The sequence below is a fragment of the Oceanibaculum indicum P24 genome (assembly GCF_000299935.1).
GTDB classification, from domain to species: domain Bacteria; phylum Pseudomonadota; class Alphaproteobacteria; order Oceanibaculales; family Oceanibaculaceae; genus Oceanibaculum; species Oceanibaculum indicum.
Map to the genome: position 1 here is coordinate 1 of NZ_AMRL01000013.1, position 18,820 is coordinate 18,820.

General features: G+C 63.3%; 24 protein-coding genes. 17 read left to right on the plus strand and 7 right to left on the minus strand.

The genetic code is table 11. The features are described 5' to 3' along the window. The 9 genes from P24_RS10925 to P24_RS10965 all read left to right on the plus strand — a co-directional run. Window positions 1–262 (plus strand): flagellin (locus P24_RS10925; protein WP_008944780.1); only part of this gene is annotated, 262 nt, incomplete at its 5' end. Window positions 263–349: 87 nt separating this feature from the next. Further along, window positions 350–790, plus strand: a complete 441-nt coding sequence (gene flbT / locus P24_RS10930) for a flagellar biosynthesis repressor FlbT (RefSeq protein WP_008944781.1) — start codon at window positions 350–352, stop codon at window positions 788–790. A 14-nt stretch (window positions 791–804) separates the two neighbouring features. After that, window positions 805–1,347 (plus strand): flagellar biosynthesis regulator FlaF, encoded by a 543-nt coding sequence (gene flaF / locus P24_RS19245; RefSeq protein WP_008944782.1) that lies wholly within the window; start codon window positions 805–807, stop codon window positions 1,345–1,347. A gap of 87 nt (window positions 1,348–1,434) precedes the next feature. Beyond that, entirely contained in the window at window positions 1,435–1,866 is a 432-nt protein-coding gene (locus P24_RS10940; RefSeq protein ID WP_008944783.1) for a flagellar biosynthesis repressor FlbT, read from the plus strand. A 3-nt stretch (window positions 1,867–1,869) separates the two neighbouring features. Continuing rightward, window positions 1,870–2,214: a flagellar biosynthesis regulator FlaF gene (gene flaF / locus P24_RS10945; RefSeq protein WP_008944784.1), complete on the plus strand. Its 345-nt coding sequence runs from the start codon at window positions 1,870–1,872 to the stop codon at window positions 2,212–2,214. A 305-nt stretch (window positions 2,215–2,519) separates the two neighbouring features. Then, window positions 2,520–3,344 (plus strand): flagellin, encoded by an 825-nt coding sequence (locus P24_RS10950; RefSeq protein WP_008944785.1) that lies wholly within the window; start codon window positions 2,520–2,522, stop codon window positions 3,342–3,344. Window positions 3,345–3,429: 85 nt separating this feature from the next. Then, window positions 3,430–4,935 (plus strand): flagellar hook-associated protein FlgK, encoded by a 1,506-nt coding sequence (gene flgK / locus P24_RS10955; RefSeq protein WP_008944786.1) that lies wholly within the window; start codon window positions 3,430–3,432, stop codon window positions 4,933–4,935. A gap of 44 nt (window positions 4,936–4,979) precedes the next feature. After that, the gene (locus P24_RS10960; RefSeq protein ID WP_008944787.1) at window positions 4,980–6,014 is read left to right on the plus strand and encodes a flagellin; all 1,035 of its coding nucleotides are present in this window, start codon (window positions 4,980–4,982) and stop codon (window positions 6,012–6,014) included. A 357-nt stretch (window positions 6,015–6,371) separates the two neighbouring features. Then, entirely contained in the window at window positions 6,372–6,941 is a 570-nt protein-coding gene (locus tag P24_RS10965) for a hypothetical protein (RefSeq protein ID WP_008944788.1), read from the plus strand. A gap of 113 nt (window positions 6,942–7,054) precedes the next feature. Here P24_RS10965 and P24_RS10970 read toward each other — a convergent pair whose 3' ends face one another. The 3 genes from P24_RS10970 to P24_RS10980 are packed head-to-tail and all read right to left on the minus strand — an operon-like array spanning window position 7,055 to window position 9,014. After that, complete coding sequence (locus P24_RS10970; RefSeq protein WP_008944789.1) at window positions 7,055–7,540, minus strand: flagellar protein FlgN; 486 nt, start codon at window positions 7,538–7,540, stop codon at window positions 7,055–7,057. After that, complete coding sequence (locus P24_RS10975; RefSeq protein ID WP_008944790.1) at window positions 7,537–7,869, minus strand: rod-binding protein; 333 nt, start codon at window positions 7,867–7,869, stop codon at window positions 7,537–7,539. The genes P24_RS10970 and P24_RS10975 overlap by 4 nt, the downstream gene beginning before the upstream one ends. Continuing rightward, complete coding sequence (locus P24_RS10980; RefSeq protein WP_008944791.1) at window positions 7,869–9,014, minus strand: flagellar basal body P-ring protein FlgI; 1,146 nt, start codon at window positions 9,012–9,014, stop codon at window positions 7,869–7,871. The genes P24_RS10975 and P24_RS10980 overlap by 1 nt, the downstream gene beginning before the upstream one ends. Before the next feature lie 297 nt (window positions 9,015–9,311). Between P24_RS10980 and P24_RS10985 the strand changes: the two genes are divergently transcribed. Then, window positions 9,312–9,719: a flagellar assembly protein FliX gene (locus tag P24_RS10985; RefSeq protein WP_008944792.1), complete on the plus strand. Its 408-nt coding sequence runs from the start codon at window positions 9,312–9,314 to the stop codon at window positions 9,717–9,719. 145 nt (window positions 9,720–9,864) lie between these two features. Beyond that, complete coding sequence (gene dksA / locus P24_RS10990) at window positions 9,865–10,287, plus strand: RNA polymerase-binding protein DksA (protein WP_008944793.1); 423 nt, start codon at window positions 9,865–9,867, stop codon at window positions 10,285–10,287. Between the two features lie 250 nt (window positions 10,288–10,537). Here dksA and flgH read toward each other — a convergent pair whose 3' ends face one another. The 4 genes from flgH to flgF all read right to left on the minus strand — a co-directional run bounded on the left by flgH (window position 10,538) and on the right by flgF (window position 14,080). Beyond that, window positions 10,538–11,314, minus strand: coding sequence for a flagellar basal body L-ring protein FlgH (flgH, locus tag P24_RS10995; protein WP_008944794.1), 777 nt, complete (start codon window positions 11,312–11,314; stop codon window positions 10,538–10,540). Between the two features lie 77 nt (window positions 11,315–11,391). Beyond that, window positions 11,392–12,405, minus strand: a complete 1,014-nt coding sequence (gene flgA / locus P24_RS11000; protein WP_008944795.1) for a flagellar basal body P-ring formation chaperone FlgA — start codon at window positions 12,403–12,405, stop codon at window positions 11,392–11,394. Window positions 12,406–12,511: 106 nt separating this feature from the next. After that, window positions 12,512–13,297, minus strand: coding sequence for a flagellar basal-body rod protein FlgG (gene flgG, locus P24_RS11005; protein WP_008944796.1), 786 nt, complete (start codon window positions 13,295–13,297; stop codon window positions 12,512–12,514). Window positions 13,298–13,348: 51 nt separating this feature from the next. Then, a complete protein-coding gene (flgF, locus tag P24_RS11010; protein ID WP_008944797.1) occupies window positions 13,349–14,080 on the minus strand; it encodes a flagellar basal-body rod protein FlgF in 732 nt (243 codons plus the stop codon). A 527-nt stretch (window positions 14,081–14,607) separates the two neighbouring features. Between flgF and P24_RS11015 the strand changes: the two genes are divergently transcribed. From P24_RS11015 to P24_RS11040, 6 genes are all read left to right on the plus strand, one after another. Beyond that, window positions 14,608–15,126 (plus strand): flagellar basal body-associated FliL family protein, encoded by a 519-nt coding sequence (locus P24_RS11015; protein WP_008944798.1) that lies wholly within the window; start codon window positions 14,608–14,610, stop codon window positions 15,124–15,126. A gap of 32 nt (window positions 15,127–15,158) precedes the next feature. Further along, a complete protein-coding gene (fliM, locus tag P24_RS11020) occupies window positions 15,159–16,214 on the plus strand; it encodes a flagellar motor switch protein FliM (RefSeq protein ID WP_008944799.1) in 1,056 nt (351 codons plus the stop codon). 48 nt (window positions 16,215–16,262) lie between these two features. Continuing rightward, window positions 16,263–16,784 carry a DUF6468 domain-containing protein gene (locus P24_RS11025; RefSeq protein WP_008944800.1) on the plus strand — a complete coding sequence of 174 codons (522 nt, stop codon included), beginning with the start codon at window positions 16,263–16,265 and terminating at the stop codon, window positions 16,782–16,784. Between the two features lie 63 nt (window positions 16,785–16,847). Then, entirely contained in the window at window positions 16,848–17,579 is a 732-nt protein-coding gene (locus P24_RS11030) for a MotE family protein (RefSeq protein ID WP_008944801.1), read from the plus strand. A gap of 152 nt (window positions 17,580–17,731) precedes the next feature. Beyond that, window positions 17,732–18,118 carry a response regulator gene (locus tag P24_RS11035; protein ID WP_008944802.1) on the plus strand — a complete coding sequence of 129 codons (387 nt, stop codon included), beginning with the start codon at window positions 17,732–17,734 and terminating at the stop codon, window positions 18,116–18,118. Window positions 18,119–18,132: 14 nt separating this feature from the next. Further along, window positions 18,133–18,810: a protein phosphatase CheZ gene (locus tag P24_RS11040; RefSeq protein WP_008944803.1), complete on the plus strand. Its 678-nt coding sequence runs from the start codon at window positions 18,133–18,135 to the stop codon at window positions 18,808–18,810. Window positions 18,811–18,820 lie beyond the last annotated feature (10 nt).

Below are 18,820 nucleotides of genomic sequence, written 5' to 3' on the forward strand. Positions count from 1 at the left end.
GGATGCGCTGGCCACCTTCGAATCGGCGGTGAACACGGCGCTGGGCAATATCGGTGCGGATACCCGCAAGCTGAACTTCCAGGACGATTTCATCGGCAAGATTTCCGATGCCGTGGAAGTGGGCCTGGGGTCCATCGTCGATGCTGACCTTGCGAAGGAATCGGCGAAGTTGCAGGCCCTGCAGATCCAGCAGCAGCTGGCTTCGCAGTCGCTCAGCATCGCCAACCAGCGGCCGTCGATCCTGCTCAGCCTGTTCCAGTAACGCCAGTTCTGGTAAGGTAAAGGCCGGGATCGGACGATCCCGTGCTTTTTTCAAGTGGCGCAAGCGGCCAAACCCGAGGATGTGGACATGGCACTGAAAATCAATGTCAAGCCTGGCGAAAAAATCGTCATCAATGGCGCGGTCATCACCATGGGTGAGGGTGCGAGCTACATCGTGCTGCAGAACCAGGCGACCTTCCTGCGCGAGAAGGACATCATGCAACCGGAGGAAGCGAATACGCCGGTCCGGCGAATTTACTTCTCCTTAATGCTTATGTACTTAGATCAGGAAAATTACCAAAGCTACTACAACGAGTATATGGATCGGATGATCGAACTGCTGCGCACGACAACGCTGCCGCAGGTTCGCGATACGCTGATGGTGATTTTCCGGGATGTTCAGGAAAAGCGATTCTTCCAGGCCATGAAAGCCTGCAAGGCACTGATGAAGTTCGAGGAAGAGCTGTTGAAATCCTTCGGCGGCGAGGTCGAACCATCGGACCTGGAAATGGCTGTAAAGCCGACGTGAGAAAGGTGAATACTATGGTAGGGAATTACGGCGCTTATCAGCGCGCGAACTCCGTGACGGAAAATCCGCGCGCCCTCGAATATCGTCTGCTCGGCATGGTGACGGCGGCAATGATCGAGGCGGAAAAGAAGCCCGATGCTGCGCGCTTTCCGGCACGGGTCGATGCGGCCTACTGGAACAAGCAGATCTGGGATCATCTGATGGTCGATCTGACCCATGATGAGAACAAGCTGCCGAAGGAGCTGAGGGTCTCCCTGGTCAATATCGGCGTCTGGGTGAACAAGGAAGTCCGCAGCGTCATGGACCGCAAGACGGATTGCAGCACGCTGATCGAGATCAACCAGATCATCATGCAGGGCCTGAAGCCGCCGGCGACGGGCGTCGATGATGAAAAGGGCGCGACAGCGTCTTCCATGCCGGCTCCGACATCCTCCTCGGCAAGCCCGCAGCAGATGCCGGAAGAGGCGCTGGCAGCGGCCGTTCCCGCCAATACGCCGATCCGCGGCTATGGCACCAGCCAGGGCGGCAAGGCCTACGGGATGTCTATCCGCTCCTAGACGATGCCCCCGCGCTGGCTGTAAGCTGGTATGCAATACCGGCTGGCCAGTGCGGGAGAATCGCCGGGGCAGAGAAGGGGGCGTCGCGTGACCGATGAATTCAAGACCGTGCCCTTGCGGCCGGGACAGAAGCTGGTCGTGAACGGCGTGGTGGTCCGCATGGGCCCGGATGGCCAGAGCCTTGAGCTGGACCTGAAGACCCCGGTCCTCACCGAAGACGAACTGATGAACGAGGACGAGGCGACAACCCCGGCCAAGCGCATCTATTTCCTGTTGCTGGTGATGTATCTTGATGCGTCGAGTTTTGACGCAACCTACCTGCCGTTTATGGACCGGATGATCGAACTGCTGCAGGCGACGACCATCAAGGAAGTCCGCGAGAATCTGCGCATCATCATGCAGTGCGTCGATAGCGGGCGGCTCCATGAGGCGCTGCAGGCCTGCCGGGCGCTGGTGCTGTTCGAGAAGGAGGTCCTGTCGCTCGCCGAGTCGTCTTCCGGGGCTGCCAGGGCGGGGTAATCCATGTACGGCTACAGTGCCTATCAGAAAGCCGCCAGAACCACGATCAGCCCGCGCAGCGCCGAGCACCGGCTGCTGGGAGAGGTGACCGCAGCCTTGATTGCGGCCGACCAGAACCCGGATGCGAAGCAGCAGATGGTTGACGCCCTGCTGTGGAACAAGAAGGTCTGGGACAATCTCATCATCGAGTTGAAGGCCGACGATAACCAGCTGCCGGCCGATCTTCGGGCCTCCATGGTGAAGGTTGGCGTCTGGGTGCTGCGCGAGACCTATCGCGTTATGGATGGCGACAGCGACATCAAATCCCTGATTGAAATCAATACCATCATCATGGAAGGGCTGCGCTAGAGCGCCTGCCCATACGTGAATGACAAGCCGTTGATGCCCGTCCTTGAAAAAGGGGCGGGCATTGTTGTTTCGGACTGCTTTCGACAGTCTGCGCCGCCCGTCTGCGCGCCCGGCACATTCTCCCCCTGGGGTACCCTGATGGGGCGGCAAGAATTGCCGGGAGCGTGCGGCATGCTTCCTCGCCGTTGCCTGTTTTCAATAAATTATTATTCAAAAACATATAGTTATGTTAATTCGCCGAACTGGCATCGCGTTTGCTCTCTCCCTAGCCAAAGAGAACATGGCATCGGTTTGGGAGTTCAGACATGCCGGTCAATTCGATCAACACCAACACCTCGGCTCTGGTCGCCCTGCAGGCGCTCAACGCGACGAACCGGGAGCTGGATACCGTCCAGGACCGCATTTCCACCGGCCTTAAGGTCACGGGTGCTGTCGATGACGCTTCCAGCTTTTCCATCGCGCAGGGCATCCGCAGCGACCTGAAGTCCTATTCGGCGGTGTCGCAGGGCATTTCCAACGCCAAGGGCCTGCTGACGGTGACCCTGGCCGGCGTCACGACGATCTCGGACCTGCTGGGCGACATCAAGAAGAAGGTGATCGAGGGCATGAACCCGGCGAACACCTCCGAACAGCAGGCGATTCTGGCGGCCGACTATGTGGAGCTGATCGCTCAGATCGAGCGGCTGATCGAGAATTCCACCTATAACAGCCGCAACCTGCTGGTCAGCGGTGCCACCGACGTGAATGTCATCAGCAATATCGACGGCGCCACCATTCCGGTGCGCGCGAACGACCTGGCGGCCGGCCAGGACGACCTGGCGACCAACACCAACCTCGACTCTGTTGCCAATGCGACGTCGGCGCTGGACGCCATCAACACCTATATCGGCACGGTCAACACGGTGCTGGGCAATCTTGGCGCCGACAGCCGAACAATCAGCTTTCAGGACCAGTTCATCAGCGTGCTGGACGATGCGACGACGACTGGCCTGGGCGACATCGTCGATGCCGACCTCGCCAAGGAATCGGCGCGGCTGCAGGCCATCCAGGTGAAGCAACAGCTCGGCACCCAGACTCTCAGCATCGCCAACCAGCGTCCGCAGGTGATCCTGCAGCTGTTCGGCGGCTGATGAGGGATGTGGCCCGTTTCTTGCTTGGATGTCTTTGCGGTAGTTCCTGCCCGGTTTTGACCGGGGACATTAGGAGAAGTCAGCGATGAGCCTCGATATCGCCCTGCAAAATTCCCTCAGCGGTCTGCGCGTTGCGCAGGGCGGGCTGGATATCGTCGCGCGCAACGTCACCAATGCGAATACCGAAGGCTATACCCGCAAGAGCGCGCAGCAGCTCCCCACCGTCATCCGTGGCGAAGGGGCGGGCGCCTATCTGGCGGAAATCCGCCGCACTGTGGATGCCGGGCTGCGCCGCGAACTGGAAACCGCGATCTCCAACGAGGCGCGGCTGACCGTTGTGGACAAGGCGCTGGCGGAGCTGGAGCTGTCCTTCGGCAAGCCGTCCGAGAATGATTCCATCGCCGGCCGGCTGAACCTGCTGCGCAACAGCTTCGAGCAGCTGTACGCTAACCCGGAAAATCTGACCACACAGCAGAAGGTACTGGGCGAGGCGCAGAACTTCATCGACACGATGAGCGACCTGTCGCAGCAGATCCAGGATCAGCGCGCCCGGGCCGATGCCGAGATCGCGACCGCCGTTGCCGATACCAATGCGGCGCTGGCCAACATCAAGTCGCTGAACGACGAGATCGCGCGCCGCCAGGCGCAGGGCAAGAGCACGGCCGACCTGGAAGATCTGCGCGACATGGAGTTGCAGACGGTCGCGGAGAATATCGGCATCCGTTATTTCGAGCAGAGCGACGGCAAGATGGTCATCATGACCGAAAGCAGCCGCTATCTGGTCGAGTATGAGGATTTCGCGCTGGAATTCTCCACCACGGCGAATTTCGATCCGTCCTCGCGCTATCCCGCCAATGTCGGCGGCCTCACGCTGAACGGCGTCGATATCACGGCGGAGACCACCAGCGGCAAGATCGGTGGCCTGCTGGAGATGCGCGACAGCCGGCTGGTGCAGGCGCAGGGCCAGCTCGACGAGCTGGCTGCGACCATGGCAGAGGCGTTCCAGGGCACCGGCACGCCACCGCCGGCGGCACCGCCCTACGATAACCGGGTCGAGCTGTTCATGGACAATGGCGCGACCTTCGTGCGCGGCGCCGACGACGTGAATGTGGTCGGCTTCTCACAGCGCATGACGATCAACCAGGACATCGTGGACGAGCCCTGGCGCCTGCGCGAAGGCTCCGACCCGGCGACGGTGGTGGCGGAAAGCCTGAACACCGGTGACACGGCCGTCCTGCAGTCGATCCTGACCATGTTCGAGACGCCGCGCGCCTTCACCACGACCGAGCCCGGCCTTGCGGGGCCGGGCGCCGGCCTGAACCTGGATGTCGGCACCGGCGTGACGCTGCAGAGCTATTCCGCCGGTATCGTTGCCTTTCAGGGCCAGACCCGGGCCAGCGTGCAGGCGCAGCTGAACTTCGAATCGGGGTTGAAGCTGTCGCTCGACCAGCGGCTGAAGAATGAGAGCGGGGTCAATATCGACGAGGAAATCTCGACGCTGATCCAGCTGCAGACATCCTATGCCGCCTCGGCGCGGGTGATCTCCACCATTACCGAGGCGTTTGACCAGCTGATCAACATCCGGCGCTGACGCCGGATGGGCTGAATGAGACGGACTGAAAGAGGAAGAGAGCCATGAGGATCGCCAACCTCGCCCAGACCCTGCTGATCCGCAACCAGACGCTGGAAACCCAGGCGCGGCTGCAGACCGTCGAGCAGCAGATCGCCAGCGGCTACAAGTCCCAGGTCTTCAGCGGCCTTGGCGGCGAAGCCAAGAAGCTGCTGGATTTCGACCAGGCGAAGAGCAGCCTGTCCACCTATGTGGACAGCATCGTGGCGGCCGAACGGCGCGCCAAGGTGATGGATGCGGCGATGCTGCAGGTCAGCGACATCGCCAAGGATCTGCGCGCCGACAATATCGCCACCTTCCCCTATATGAACGATACGTCGGTTCGGCAGAATGTGCTGACCCGCGCGGAAGAGGCCATCGGCACCACGATCAGCGCGCTGAACACGCAGTTCGAGGGGCGCTTCCTGTTCTCCGGTTACGAGCTCGCGACCAAGCCGGTTGACGATACCGCGGCGGATATCATTGCCGATGCCGAGGCGGTGCTGGTCGCCAACGGTTTCCCGGTCGGCACCCAGCCGATCACGCCTGCCGATATCGAGGCGGCGGTGGACGAATATCTCGGCATCGCGCCAGCCGGCGCTGCCACCTATTACCAGTCCGGCTCCAGCGACCAGGTGGCAGTGCGGATCGACGCCAACCAGGAACTGACCTATGGCGTGACCGCCGATGACGATGCCTTCCGCACTGTGCTGAAGGGCTATCTGATGACGTCGCTCTCGGTGTCGCGCTACGACGATCTGGAGGGCACGGCGCAGGGCAGCTTCGATACGGCCTACGAAAATGCGCGCGGCTTCATCGAGCAGGGCGACGACGCGGTAAATGGCGCGGTCGGCCAGCTGGGCATCCAGCGCCAGAAGATGGAGACCACCCGTCTGGGCCATGATTCGACCATCGATATCCTGACCCAGAGCATTTCCGAGATCCAGGATGCCGACGTCTATGAGGCGATCACCGAGCTGCAGCGCCTGCAGGTGCAGCTTCAGGGCTCCTACCAGGTGACGGCGCAGCTCGCCAATCTCAGCCTGGTGAACTTCATCTAAGGCCTTTTTCGGCTTTATCGCTATCTGCGCCTTTACGCATCGTCCGCTTCGATTTATCGGGCGGACGATGTTTGATTTAGGAAAGGTGCGCGCAGGCGGTGAAGTCCCCTCATTCGCCATTCCCGCACTTGTTGCGGGAATCCAGGGTTCAGCCTGCTCAGGCGGACATCCAGCAAGCGGAAGCCTGGACCCCCGGTACAAGACCGGGGGTGACGGTCAGGGTTTTGTCCCCCGTCAGAGCTTGCTATAGCGCCGCCTCCTCAGTGGGGGCGGCGCTGCCTGTTGTGATCTGCGCTCATTCGCTTATATATAAAAAGCGTCCTTTAACAGGAAGCGACGAGAGCAGGAGAGACAGGCGTGATCAGCGGCATTGGATCAGGCGAGGCTTTCGGCGCCGGCACCCAGCCGGTGGCCCGGAACAATGCTGAGCCGCTTCGCACCAATACCGCCCGTATTCCTGCCAATGGAGGCCCGTCAGAGGAACCGCTCTCCCGGCCGCGTCCCCCGGGGCCGACCGAGGTGGACGGTCCCCAGGTCTGGGGCAATGGCTATCTCAGCCCGGTCTATCGCTTCGACGACAGTACCAGCACCCTGTTCTTCGAGCAGCGCGCCTTCGTCTCCGGCGACACCACCCGCCAGGTGCCGCTCGAAAGCGCGGTGAAGCTCTACAGCCTGTTCGAGCAGGTGCGCCAGAGCACCCTGCCGGGGCAGTCCGGCGAGCCTGAGACAGCAGGCCAGGGCGATCCGGCCCCAGTGCCGACAGCATCTGGTCGGGAGACACCTGAGGCTACGGCCACGGGTCAGACGGAAGCCGCCACTGCAACGGGTGGCACCCCGCAGCCCGCCCCGGCGGAAACGGCACCGATAAGGCAGCCATCCAGCGCTACAGCAGGGCCTGTGGGCCAGTTGCTCGACATCGAGGCCTGAGCGCGGTCGGACTTTTTCAGCAATCCAAACGATAACGGCCCGGTCCGCGTTCTGCGGTCCGGGCCGTGTCTCCTGCCCCTGCTGGCTAACGAGAGGGGCGGGAAGGGCGTGTGTCAGATCTCGCGGTTGACGGCGATCGACACCTTGTCGTGCTTGGGCGTGCTGACGCCGTAGCTGAAATTGCCGGTGGCGGTATAGCCGCCGGTTTCCGCGCGCCTGGTCTGCACGGCGTCCTTGATGACCTTGAAGACGCGCTCGCCGGCTTCAACGGCGCTGGCGAGTGCCATCATGTTGCGACTGACCAGCGCCTGCAGTGCGTCCATCTTCTCGCGCAGCAGGCTGCGCTGCTCCTCCGGCGCCTGGTTCACCGGCGCGGGGTTCTGCTGCAGGGCGGTCTGCAGCTTCACATAATCGTTCGACGCCATGGTCTTTTCCGTCTGCAGCGTCGCGATCTCCTTCAGCAGCCGCTTTTCCAGCAGCTGGGTCTCGCGGCTGAGCACCTCGATCAGACGGTCGATGACCTCGACGAAGCGGTTCAGGTTGACCGGCGGGGGCGGTGCCTCCTGAGCCAGCGTCATGGCGGTGAATGCGGCGTTCATTTGCCTGTCTCCTGTAGTCTCAGCATTTCGGCCTGCACATTGTCGGCGATGCCGAACCCGCCGCGCCTGGAGATTTCCTTGCCCATCTCGGTGACGAGCAGGGAGCGCCAGATGCCTTCGGACGGGCCGCCGCCGAAGGGGCCGTCGGTCGGCAGCGATTCGAACATCGGTTTCAGCATTTCCGAGATGAAGACGGCCTCGAATTCCTCCGCCGCCTTGCGGGCCTTGTCGGCGGTCATGCCGGGGCCGGTCGGGATGGTCGGGCGCCCGCTGGTCGCCTGGCTGGTGGCCAGCGACAGGTCGATCGGGCTGGAGGACGCGGTGCTCATCAGATCACCTCGATTTCGGCCTGCAGCGCGCCGGACGCCTTGATCGCCTGCAGGATGGAGATCATGTCGCGCGGACCGACACCCAGCGCGTTCAGCCCATCGACCAGCTCCTGCAGCGTGACGCCGGAGGGCATGACGGTCAGCCGGCGGTCGGCCTGCTCGTCCACCTCGATCTGGGTGCGCGGCACGACCACGGTCTGGCCGCCATCGCTGAACGGGTTGGGCTGCGAGACCTGCGGCGTCTCGGTGATGCGGATCGTCAGGTTGCCCTGGGCGATGGCGACGGTGCTGATGCGCACATTCTCGCCCATCACGATGACGCCCGACTTCTCGTCGATCACCACCTTGGCGATATAGTCCGGCGAGACGCGCAGCTGTTCGATATCGGTGATCAGGCCAACCGCGTTGTTGGCGTATTGCTGCGGCAGCGCCATGCGCACGGTCGCCGGGTCCAGCGGCTGCGCGATCGGCTGGCCGAGGAAGGCGTTGATCGCCTGGGCCACGCGCCGCGAGGTGGTGAAATCCGGGTTGCGCAGGGAGATCTTCACCGACTCCATCTCGGTCATCTTGAAGTCGATCTCGCGCTCCACGATGGCGCCATTGGCGATCCGGCCTGCGGTCGGCACGCCACGGGTGATGGAGGCGGCGGCGCCCTGCGCGGAGAAGCCGGAGGCGGCCACCGGGCCCTGCGCCACGGCATAGACCTCGCCATCGGCGGCGATCAGCGGCGTGACCAGCAGCGTACCGCCCAGCAGGTTGGAGGCATCGCCGATGGTGGAGATGTTCACGTCGATGCGGGTGCCCTGGCGGGCGAAGGGCGGCAGCGTGGCCGTGACCATCACGGCGGCGATATTATCCACTTCCAGCCCGTTATCGCGGGCATTCACGCCCAGGCGCTCCAGCATGCCGACCAGGCTTTCGCGGGTGAAGATCGACTTGGTCAGATCGTCGCCCGTGCCGTTCAGCCCGACCACGAGGCCGTAGCCGACCAGGATGTTGTCGCGCACGCCCTCGAAGCTGGCGATGTCCTTGATCCGCGAATTGGCGGCGGCAGGCTGCGCGGCAGCCAGCAGGAACGTGGCCACCACCAGCAGGGGGGCGGCGAGCGCCGTCGAAAACAGGGTCTTCCGGATTGATCGCAGCATGTCGCTTCCTCGTGCGTGCAAGCCTGGCGTAATGTCTCGCCACCTCATATGCGAAAAGCGTGCCAGCGCTTGGCAGGTGGCGGGCGGCGGCAGAAGGGCCCGGAATTCCGCCGCTTCCCGCGGATCAGGTCCAGGATCGGGCCGGGCCGGGGGCATGCCGGCGGGCAAGGCGTTCCGGGTCGCGGACCCCAGGCGGAAAAAATTGCCGATCCCGCCGATATGCCTTGCGGTACCAGTGTAATTTGTTGATCCGCCGGCTTATATGGCCATATATAGAGGCATTGGGACGGAGAGAAAATGAAAGTCGGTTCAACAGGCCCCATTCGGTCCGACGCCGCCCGCCGGTCTGACAAGGCCAAGGGCCGTGGCGCCGAGTTCGCGCGTCATCTGAGCGCGACGGAGGAGTCCGGCTCCGCCCAGCCCGTCTCCGGTGTGTCTGGCGTCGATTCCCTGCTGGCCGTCCAGCAGGTGGACGAGCGGCCCGAGCGCCGCGCGCGCCAGCATGGCGAGGATATGCTGAGCCGGCTGGACGAGATCCGCCACGGCCTGCTGCTGGGTGGAATCCCGCTCGCCCGCCTGGAACAGCTTTCCGACATGGTGAAGCGGCAGCGCGAGCGCGATCTCGATCCGCGTCTTGCCGGAATCCTGGACGACATCGAGCTGCGGGTGCGCGTCGAGCTGGCCAAACTGGGCCGCGACAGCTAGCGTTCCTATATTATTAAATACTGAAATTCATTACTTTATTTCGATTTTTCGCCGGCTTTCCATTTAATAAAACTTACTCTTGTTCAGGGGCAGTGCGATCCCTATACTCCGCGCGCTTTCGGTTCTGCGTAGCGTGGAGTGGAGTATGTCAGCATCGCCTTTGCTGCCCCCCGACTACCGGCCGTCCGAGGACGAGCCGTTCATGAATCCGATGCAGCGGGAGTATTTCCGCCAGAAGCTGTTGCGATGGCGACAGGAGATTCTGGTGGAAGCGGGGCAGACCCTCGACCATCTCAGCCAGGAAAATCTGCAGCAGCCGGACATGGCTGACCGCGCCTCGCTGGAGACCGAGCATGCCATCGAGCTGCGTACCCGGGATCGCGAGCGCAAGCTGCTCGCCAAGATCGATGCCGCGCTGGAGCGGATCGACGATGACAGCTACGGCTATTGCGAGGAGACGGGCGAGCCGATCAGCCTGCGCCGGCTGGAGGCACGACCCATCGCCACGCTGAGCCTTGAGGCGCAGGAGCGGCACGAGCGGATGGAACGCACCCACCGCGACGACTGATCCCGCCCCCGGATCGGACAATTACAAAGGCCGCATCGCAAGGTGCGGCCTTTGCTTTGCTTGCCCGAAAATAAAAAGACCGCCTGGCCCCGGTTTCGGGAGGCGGTCTTTCGGTTCAGCCTTCTGCCGGCCGTCGCTTGCCCTTTAGATACTTGCCTTCCGGCGGGGCGGGCCAGAACCTTCTGCCCTGGGCATTCTGCTTCCGCTTGCCGCCTGTCCGGCCTTCTGCCGGCAAAATCTGCTGCCGTCTTTAGAACGGCATGATGATGTCCATCACCTGCTGGCCGTAGCGCGGCTGCTGCACATCGGTGATGTGGCCGCGGCCGCCATAGGCGATGCGCGCCTCGGCCAGACGGTCATAATCGATGGTGTTGGTCGAGCTGATATCCTCCGGCCGGATGATGCCGCCGACGATCAGTTCGCGGACCTCGAAATTCACCCGCACTTCCTGCTTGCCATAGACCACCATATTGCCGTTCGGCAGCTTCTGGGCGACCACGGCGGCGACCCGCAGATTGATCGCCTCCCGGCGGTTGATGGTGCCGGTGCCGGTGCTGCTGCTGCCGCTTTCCAGGCCCAGCAGATTGCCGGGGTTCACGGCGTCGGGCAGCACCTTGCCGAGTTCGGCTTCCAGGCCGAACAGGCCGGTCAGCCCAGCATCCTCGCTGTTGGCGCGGGTGCGCGCGGTGGTGTTCGAGAGCTGCGCGTTATCAGCGATCTCGATGATGACGGTGATCAGGTCGCCGACCTGGGATGCGCGCTGATCCTTGAAGAAGGCCCGCGAACCCATGCTCCACAGCGAATTCGCCTGGCGCACCTGCGGCCGCATCTCCGGCATCGGCATGCTGACCGGGGTGTAGTTGCTGGAGTGGGTCGGGTTGTCGATGCCGCTGAGGCCCGGCGCCTTGCCGACCTGGCTCAGCCGCTCGCCGGCGCCGCAGGCCGACAGGCTGAGCGCGGCAAGAGCGGTGCAGGCGAGCAGGAGTGCGCGGCTGCGCTTCGGGCTGTGGGGTTTCGTGGTGGTCATGGCAACTATCCTTCTTCAGGCAAGCTAGGGGCAGTCAAAGGGGCGGTAAGGGCGGCCGCCCGTTACTTTTCGTCTGTTCAGTTCAGGGCCACCTGGCCGCGGGTGACGACCTCGACGAGGTTCGGCCCGACGACCTTGCCCTGGATGATCTTCTTCGAGCCGGTATTGGTGACCTGGATCAGGTCGCCCTCGGCGCCGTTCTGCATGGCGATGCCGGTGGCGGTCAGCCGCATGTTGGCGGTGGTGGCCACGATGGTGACGCGGTCGCCGCGCGTGGTCAGCAGGTTCGGCTTCAGGTCGGTGCTGCGCAGCGGGCGGTTCGCGGCCAGCGGGCGGCGGGTGACCGTGCCGATGATGTCTTCTGGCTGGGCGACGATATTGCCGGCCAGGCTGGCCTGCCGCACCTTCTTCCAGGCGACGTCGCTCTGCTGGATTACCGCACCCGGCAGCACGGCGCGGGCCAGCACCGGCACATCGATCAGCGTATAGACGCGGCCCGTGACCTGCACGCTCTGCGCCTCGGGATCGTTCGCCGGGGCGGTGATGGTGGCCTGGAAGCGCTGCGAGCGCTTGTCGTAGCTCAGCTGCTCGACCCGCATGGTCATCGGCCGGTCGGTCGCGATATGCAGCTGGACGCTGCGGTTGAACAGATCGACGTCGATCTCCTCGAACCGGTCCTGGGTGATCAGCGCATCGCGGATCTCGCGCTCGATCTCCTCCGCCGGCACGACCACGCTGGCGCGTTCGATGGCGACCTTGTCCAGCGGGCTGTTCGGCCGCCAGTCGAGGCCATGCTGCTGCGCCAGGGCATAGAGATGGCTGGCGGTGTAGATACGGCGCTCGCCGGGCTGGGGCGCATGATCGATGATGCTGTTCCGATCGTCGGAGATGCCGGCGAACAGGTGGCCGAGGCGTACCTCGCGCCCCTGCACCATCGTGACGTTCTGCAGCGCCACCGGCAGCAGGGCGGCAGCCGGCGCCAGCACACGGTCGCGCGTCTGGTATTGCTGCGCCGATGCGGGCAGCGTGGCCAGACCCAGCAGGGGAGCCACAAGCATGGGGGCCAGGACGGCGAGACCCAGGCCGCGCATCCGAAGCTGCCCAGAAGTGTTCCGGGGGGCGGTCTTATGGTTGGCTCGCATGATGTCTGCTCCTTCTTCCGCGTGTGTCGCTTAGCCGCTCGCGCCTGATCCGGGATCAGCGCAGGCGGGTGACGGTCTGCATCATCTGGTCGGTGGCTTCGATGACCTTGGAGTTCATCTCGTAGGCGCGCTGCGCGGTGATCAGCGAGGTGATCTCGGTCACCGGGTTCACGTTCGAGGTCTCAAGGTACCCCTGCAGCAGCGTGCCATAGCCCGGCTCGCCCGGATTGCCGGCGATTTCCGCGCCGGAGGCCGGGGATTCGACCAGCAAATTGTTACCGATGGCCTCAAGGCCGGCCATGTTCGGGAACACCGCCAGATCGATCCGGCCGAGATTCTGCAGTTCGACCTGGTTGTCCAGCTTCGCCAGAACCTCGCCGCTGGCATTGATGGTAACCGACACGGCGTTCTGCGGCACGGCGATGGCCGGCTGCACCAGGAAGCCGTCGGCGGTGACGAGCTGGCCTTCCGGGTTCAGCTGGAAGGAACCGTCGCGGGTATAGCCGATCTCGCCATTCGGCAGTTCGATGCGGAACAGCCCTTCGCCCTGGATGGCGACGTCGAGCTGGTTGTCGGTCAGCATCAGGTTGCCCTGCTCGTTGATCCGGTAGGTGGCCGCAGCACGGACACCGACACCGATCTGCAGGCCGGAGGGCACGACATTGCCTTCCTGCGCGGACTGGGCGCCGACCCGGCGCAGATCCTGGTAGAGCAGGTCCTGGAATTCCGGCCGCATGCGCTTGAAGCCGACCGTGCTCATGTTGGCGATGTTGTTGGAGATGACCTCCACATTGATCTGCTGCGCCTGCATGCCGGTGGCGGCAATATTAAGGGATCGCATGATTTCTACTCCGTATCTGGCTTATGGCCGTTAAGTGCGTGCGGTCAGGTCTTAGGCGCCGTTATTCGGCTTGCCGAGCCGGCGGATACCATCGCGCATCCGGTCATGCTCCTGCTGGATGAGGTTGGAGGTGCGTTCATAGCTGCGGTGAATGTCGATCATCCGCGTGATCTCGCCGACCGCATTCACGTTGGAGCTTTCCAGCGCGCCCTGCACGACCCGCGAATTCTGCGGCTCAATCGGCTCCTCCAGGGAGACGAACAGGTTGGTGCCGGCGCGCTGCAGCGTCTGCGGGTTGTCGAAGCCGACGATCTGGATCTGGCTGATCTCGACACCGTCCTGGGTGCGGATGAAGCCGAACTCATCGACCAGCAGCGGCCCCTGATCCATCGGGATCGAGACCGGGTTGTTGTTGCTGTCGAGCACCGCATAGCCCTCGGTGGTGACAAGCTCGCCATTCTCGTTCGGCTTGAAGCTGCCGGTGCGCGTATAGCGCGGGCCCGCCGGCGTCTCGACGACGAAGAAGCCATCGCCAGTCACCGTCAGGTCATAATCGTTCGCAGTGGTCTGCAGCGCGCCTTCTGACATGTCGAAGGCAATCGCCTTGTCGATCACATAGGACAGCTTCTCACCGAAGCGGGGCTGCTCCAGATATTCGGCGAACAGCACGCGCTGCCCCTTGAAGCCGGCCGTGTTCACGTTGGCGATATTGTTCGCGATCGTGGACATCTCGCGCTGCAATGCGCTCTGACGTGACAAGGCGATGAACGAAGTGGCTTCCATGATCGTGTCTCTCCTGCCTGGTTCGATGGCCGGTAACGGTCCGGCACCTCGGGCTCGCCAAACCAGATGCAGGAGGTGTGCCAAAACGAAAACGCCAGGAAATCCGCCACTTTTCTGGAGAGAATCCGGTTCTGGGGACGGCGTGGGCATGTTGCGGCAGGCTTTGCCCGGCAAATCTTGCCAAGCCGTATCGCACAGCGTGGCAGGGGGAGGGGTACTCTTTGCCGGGCGCTGCCGCCGCGGCGGTGTGGGACCACAAGATCACGCGGTCGGCATTTAAAAAACGACAAGGTATGGGGTTACGCGGCAGCCAATCCTTTCAACACAGACGTGATTCCGCTAAACTGCAAAAAGCGTTATGTATGAAGCCATGCCGGATCGCCGGACACGATGCGGCCCGGCGTATGGCCAGGGAAGGCACGATTTTTGCTCCATCGGTTTTCAGGCGTCCAATCCGGGCGTCGCACCCAAGGCGCAGGCCGCCCGCTCCGGGCGGCTCCGCAAGAGTGACGGACAGGTAGAAGAAGATGGCGGCTGACGCGGTCGGCGAGGATTTTGAAGAAGGCGGTGAAGGCCCGCCGAAGAAAAAGTTCAGCGGTAAGAAGCTGATCCTTTTCATCGTGCTGCCGCTGCTGCTGCTGATCGGCGCGGCCGTCGGCGTCTATTTCTCCGGCCTGCTCGGCTCCGACCCGGCGCCGGTGGATACCGCCCAGGAGGCACCGCCGCCGCCGCCGCCGGCGCAGGCCGTGTTCTTCGATCTGCCGGAAATCATCGTGAATCTGAACAGCACCGGCCGGCGCTCCACTTTCCTGAAGATGAACATCAGCCTGGAGCTGCAGAACCCGTCCGATATCGCCCGGATCAACGAGGTGATGCCGCGCATCATCGATAATTTCCAGGTCTATCTGCGTGAATTGCGGATCGAGGATCTTCAGGGTTCCGCCGGCATGTACCGCCTGCGCGAGGAGCTGCTGCGGCGGGTGAATCTGGCGGTGCGGCCGGCGCGCGTGCGTGACGTGCTGTTCCGCGAGATGCTGGTGCAGTAGCGGATGCGGCGCCGGGACAAGACGGAGGCAAGATGAGCAACGACCAGGATGCCCTGGCTGACGAATGGGCCGCCGCGGGCGAGGACGACGAGGATATGGCCGCCGCCATGGGCGGCGATGAGGATGAGGCTACAGCCCGTGTCCTGAACCAGGCGGAGATCGATTCGCTTCTCGGCTTCGACGAGGATGGCGACGGCTCGGGCGACAATTCCGGCATCCACGCCATCGTCAATTCGGCGCTGGTGTCCTATGAACGCCTGCCGATGCTGGAGGTGGTCTATGATCGCCTTGTCCGCATGATGTCCACCAGCTTGCGCAATTTCACCTCGGACAATGTCGAGGTCTCGCTCGACAACATCAACTCGATCCGCTTCGGCGATTATCTGAACTCGATCCCGCTGCCCGCCATGCTGGGCGTGTTCAAGGCCGACGAATGGGACAATTTCGGCCTGCTGGTGGTCGATTCGGCGATGATCTATTCCATCGTCGACGTGCTGCTGGGCGGCCGGCGCGGCACGGCGGCGATGCGTATCGAGGGCCGGCCTTACACCACCATCGAGCGCAATCTGGTCGAGCGGCTGATCAACGTCGTGCTGTCCGACCTGTCGGCGGCCTTCGACCCGCTGTCGCCGGTGACCTTCCGCTTCGAGCGTCTGGAGACCAACCCGCGCTTTGCCACCATTGCCCGCCCGGCCAACGCCGCCATCGTCGCGCGCCTGCGCATCGATATGGAGGATCGCGGCGGACGGCTGGAGCTGCTGCTGCCCTACGCGACGCTGGAGCCGGTACGTGAGCTGCTGCTGCAGATGTTCATGGGCGAGAAGTTCGGCCGTGACTCGATCTGGGAAGGCCATCTGGCGACCGAGCTGTGGCACACCGATGTCGAGCTGGAAGCGGTGCTGGACGAAGTGCCGGTGCCGCTGGGCGACGTGCTGAACTGGAAGGTCGGCAGCCGCATGTTGCTGAACACCGAGGCGGATTCGACCATCGATCTGCGCTGCGGCAACGTCACCCTGTTCGGCGGCCGCATGGGCCGCAAGGGAACCGATATCGCCATTCGCATCGAGAAGCGTCATCGCAAGATGTAGCATGGAGCCGCCGGCACGCCGCCGGCCGCCACGGGAAGGGATGGGCGCATGATGGGCCTGGAAATGTCGCTGCTGCTGGAAACGCTGGTGGCTGCCTTGCTGGTCGCCACCATCGTCTATGCCGCCATCCTGAACCGCAAGCTGGGCCGGCTGCGCGCCGACCGGGCGGAGCTGGAGGCGCAGATCGCCCGATTCGTGGAGTGCACGCATCGCGCCGAAGCCAGCATCAAGCATCTGAAGGCGGTTTCCGAAGAGGCCGGCCGGTCGCTGCAGCAGCCCATCGACAGGGCTATGGCCGTGCGCGATGAGCTGGTGTTCATGATCGAGCGTGGCGACACGCTGTCGGAGAAGCTGTCGGGCCGGATCTCGGCGGCGCGCGAGCCGCGCGCGGAAGAGACGCCTGCTGCCATGCCCAGGCGACCGCGCCCGGCCGCGCCAGTTCAGGCTGCGCCCGGACAGGAGCGGGGCCAGGACAGGATGGTGGGACCGGCGCCCGAGGAGGACGAGGATATGGCCGGCCGTTCCAAGGCGGAGCGCGACCTGCTGCGTGCTCTCCGCGAGGCCCGCTAGCAACAACTGCTGAGATATGAAGGGGCGCGTGGCGCCCGCCTGAAAGAACCGAGTGGAATAGTGATGCTGTCGATCCCACGCCTGTTGCCGGTTACGATTCTGGCCGCCCTGCTGCTGCTGACCGTGAAGCTGGGCGGTATCTGGGACGGTGTCTCCCGCCTGCAGGCCGGGATCGGCACTGCGCCGGTGCGTGCCCAGCAGGCCCAGCAGCCGGCGCCCGCAAACCAGCAACCGGCGAACCAGCAGCAACCGGCCAATCAGCAGCCCGCAGGTCAGCCTTCCACAAATCAGCAGAACGGGGCCAACCAGGGTGGTACGGGCCAGGGTGGGGCTTCGTCGGGCGGCACCGCCGTCGATCCGATCCTGTTCAGCCGGTCGGAAATCGAGCTGCTGCAGGAATTGTCGCGCCGCCGCGATGAGCTGGACCAGCGCGAGCAGACGCTGGTGCAGAAGGAGGGGCTGCTGGCAGCCGCCGAGCAGCGTATCGACAAGAAAATTGCCGAGCTGGATGCGATCCGCTCCGACATCGAGGGGCTGATCAAGAAATATAACGAACAGGAAGAGGCGGAGGTGCAGCGCCTCGTGAAGATCTACGAGGCGATGAAACCCAAGGATGCGGCCCGCATCTTCGACCAGCTGGACATGAACATCCTCCTCCAGGTCGTGGAGCGCATGGCCGAACGCCGCGTCGCGCCGATCCTCGCCGATATGAGCCCGAAACGGGCCAATGAGCTGACTGCGGAAATTGCATCGCGTCGCCAGATGCCTGATCTTGGCGCGCAACCGACCCAGTAGCGGTAACAGTGGCGGAATTACAGCGGAACCGGCGCCGCCTGGCGCTTAAAAAAAGATCGTGATCGTTTTAACTCTTGTTTAATTAACGGCGACTAGAGTGACCCCCGTCGCCCGTTAACCACACAAACCTACGCTTTAAACCGAGGTGATGAATGAGCGTCGATATGAACATGGATATCCTCATCGTCGATGATTATCGCACGATGCTCCGGATCATCCGCAATCTGCTGAAACAGATCGGCTTCGATAATGTCGATGAAGCCACCGATGGCAGCATGGCGCTCAAGAAAATGCGCGAGAAGAGCTATGGGCTCGTCATTTCCGACTGGAACATGGAGCCGATGACCGGCCTGCAGCTCCTGAAGGAAGTGCGCGCGGACGCCAAGCTGAAACATACGCCCTTCATCATGGTGACGGCGGAAAGCAAGACCGAGAACGTGATCGCCGCCAAGCAGGCCGGCGTGAACAATTACATTGTGAAGCCGTTCAACGCCGCCACGCTGAAGATGAAGCTGACGGCTGTCATCGGGAACTTCTGACAGAGGGTTCTGCCATGGCCGTTCCGTCGAAATTTTCGGCAAAGCAGCCTGCCGGCGAGGCCGCTGCCGATTCGTCCGCCGGTCCGGCCGTGACCACGGAAGAGGTGGTCTCCGTTGTCGAGCAGATGCTGTCCAACCTGCGCGGCGACCTGTCGCCGGGTGCCATGCAGCTCTATGGCGAGCTGGAGGATCTGGCGCGCTTCATCCGTGATGCCCGCAAGGACCTGGCGGAAATCCGCCCGGAAGACATCCGCGACCATCATATCCCGAGTGCCACCGACGAGCTGGATGCGGTGATCGGCGCCACCGAGGAGGCGACGGGCCGTATTCTGGATGCCTGCGAGGTGTTCTCCGAAGTCTCCGGCAAGCTGTCGGAAGAGGATTCGGAGCGCACCATGAATGCGGTCACCGAAATCTACGAGGCCTGCAACTTCCAGGACATTACCGGCCAGCGCATTACCAAGGTGGTCGGCACGCTGAAGCATATCGAGGACAAGATCGAACAGCTCCTCCAGGCTTTCGGCGCGGGGGTCAATAACGCGAAGGACGGCGCTGCCAAGAAGCCGCCGGCCGCGGAAAAGCCCAAGGGCAAGGATGGCCGGCCGGATGCCGATCTGCTGAATGGCCCGCAATTGCCCGGCAATGCGAATTCGCAGGAAGATATCGACGCAATTCTCGCGAGTTTCGACTAGACTGTCGCCA

What these genes read in the sequence shown, in the direction of transcription:
- flbT (WP_008944781.1), top strand. Translation starts at nt 350, where the DNA reads ATGGCACTGAAAATCAATGTCAAGCCTGGCGAAAAAATCGTCATCAAT.
- flaF (WP_008944782.1), top strand. Translation starts at nt 805, where the DNA reads ATGGTAGGGAATTACGGCGCTTATCAGCGCGCGAACTCCGTGACGGAA.
- flaF (WP_008944784.1), top strand. Translation starts at nt 1,870, where the DNA reads ATGTACGGCTACAGTGCCTATCAGAAAGCCGCCAGAACCACGATCAGC.
- P24_RS10950 (WP_008944785.1), top strand. Translation starts at nt 2,520, where the DNA reads ATGCCGGTCAATTCGATCAACACCAACACCTCGGCTCTGGTCGCCCTG.
- flgK (WP_008944786.1), top strand. Translation starts at nt 3,430, where the DNA reads ATGAGCCTCGATATCGCCCTGCAAAATTCCCTCAGCGGTCTGCGCGTT.
- P24_RS10960 (WP_008944787.1), top strand. Translation starts at nt 4,980, where the DNA reads ATGAGGATCGCCAACCTCGCCCAGACCCTGCTGATCCGCAACCAGACG.
- P24_RS10970 (WP_008944789.1), bottom strand. Translation starts at nt 7,540, where the DNA reads ATGAACGCCGCATTCACCGCCATGACGCTGGCTCAGGAGGCACCGCCC.
- P24_RS10975 (WP_008944790.1), bottom strand. Translation starts at nt 7,869, where the DNA reads ATGAGCACCGCGTCCTCCAGCCCGATCGACCTGTCGCTGGCCACCAGC.
- P24_RS10980 (WP_008944791.1), bottom strand. Translation starts at nt 9,014, where the DNA reads ATGCTGCGATCAATCCGGAAGACCCTGTTTTCGACGGCGCTCGCCGCC.
- P24_RS10985 (WP_008944792.1), top strand. Translation starts at nt 9,312, where the DNA reads ATGAAAGTCGGTTCAACAGGCCCCATTCGGTCCGACGCCGCCCGCCGG.
- dksA (WP_008944793.1), top strand. Translation starts at nt 9,865, where the DNA reads ATGTCAGCATCGCCTTTGCTGCCCCCCGACTACCGGCCGTCCGAGGAC.
- flgH (WP_008944794.1), bottom strand. Translation starts at nt 11,314, where the DNA reads ATGACCACCACGAAACCCCACAGCCCGAAGCGCAGCCGCGCACTCCTG.
- flgA (WP_008944795.1), bottom strand. Translation starts at nt 12,405, where the DNA reads ATGCGCGGCCTGGGTCTCGCCGTCCTGGCCCCCATGCTTGTGGCTCCC.
- flgG (WP_008944796.1), bottom strand. Translation starts at nt 13,297, where the DNA reads ATGCGATCCCTTAATATTGCCGCCACCGGCATGCAGGCGCAGCAGATC.
- flgF (WP_008944797.1), bottom strand. Translation starts at nt 14,080, where the DNA reads ATGGAAGCCACTTCGTTCATCGCCTTGTCACGTCAGAGCGCATTGCAG.
- P24_RS11015 (WP_008944798.1), top strand. Translation starts at nt 14,608, where the DNA reads ATGGCGGCTGACGCGGTCGGCGAGGATTTTGAAGAAGGCGGTGAAGGC.
- fliM (WP_008944799.1), top strand. Translation starts at nt 15,159, where the DNA reads ATGAGCAACGACCAGGATGCCCTGGCTGACGAATGGGCCGCCGCGGGC.
- P24_RS11025 (WP_008944800.1), top strand. Translation starts at nt 16,263, where the DNA reads ATGATGGGCCTGGAAATGTCGCTGCTGCTGGAAACGCTGGTGGCTGCC.
- P24_RS11030 (WP_008944801.1), top strand. Translation starts at nt 16,848, where the DNA reads ATGCTGTCGATCCCACGCCTGTTGCCGGTTACGATTCTGGCCGCCCTG.
- P24_RS11035 (WP_008944802.1), top strand. Translation starts at nt 17,732, where the DNA reads ATGAGCGTCGATATGAACATGGATATCCTCATCGTCGATGATTATCGC.
- P24_RS11040 (WP_008944803.1), top strand. Translation starts at nt 18,133, where the DNA reads ATGGCCGTTCCGTCGAAATTTTCGGCAAAGCAGCCTGCCGGCGAGGCC.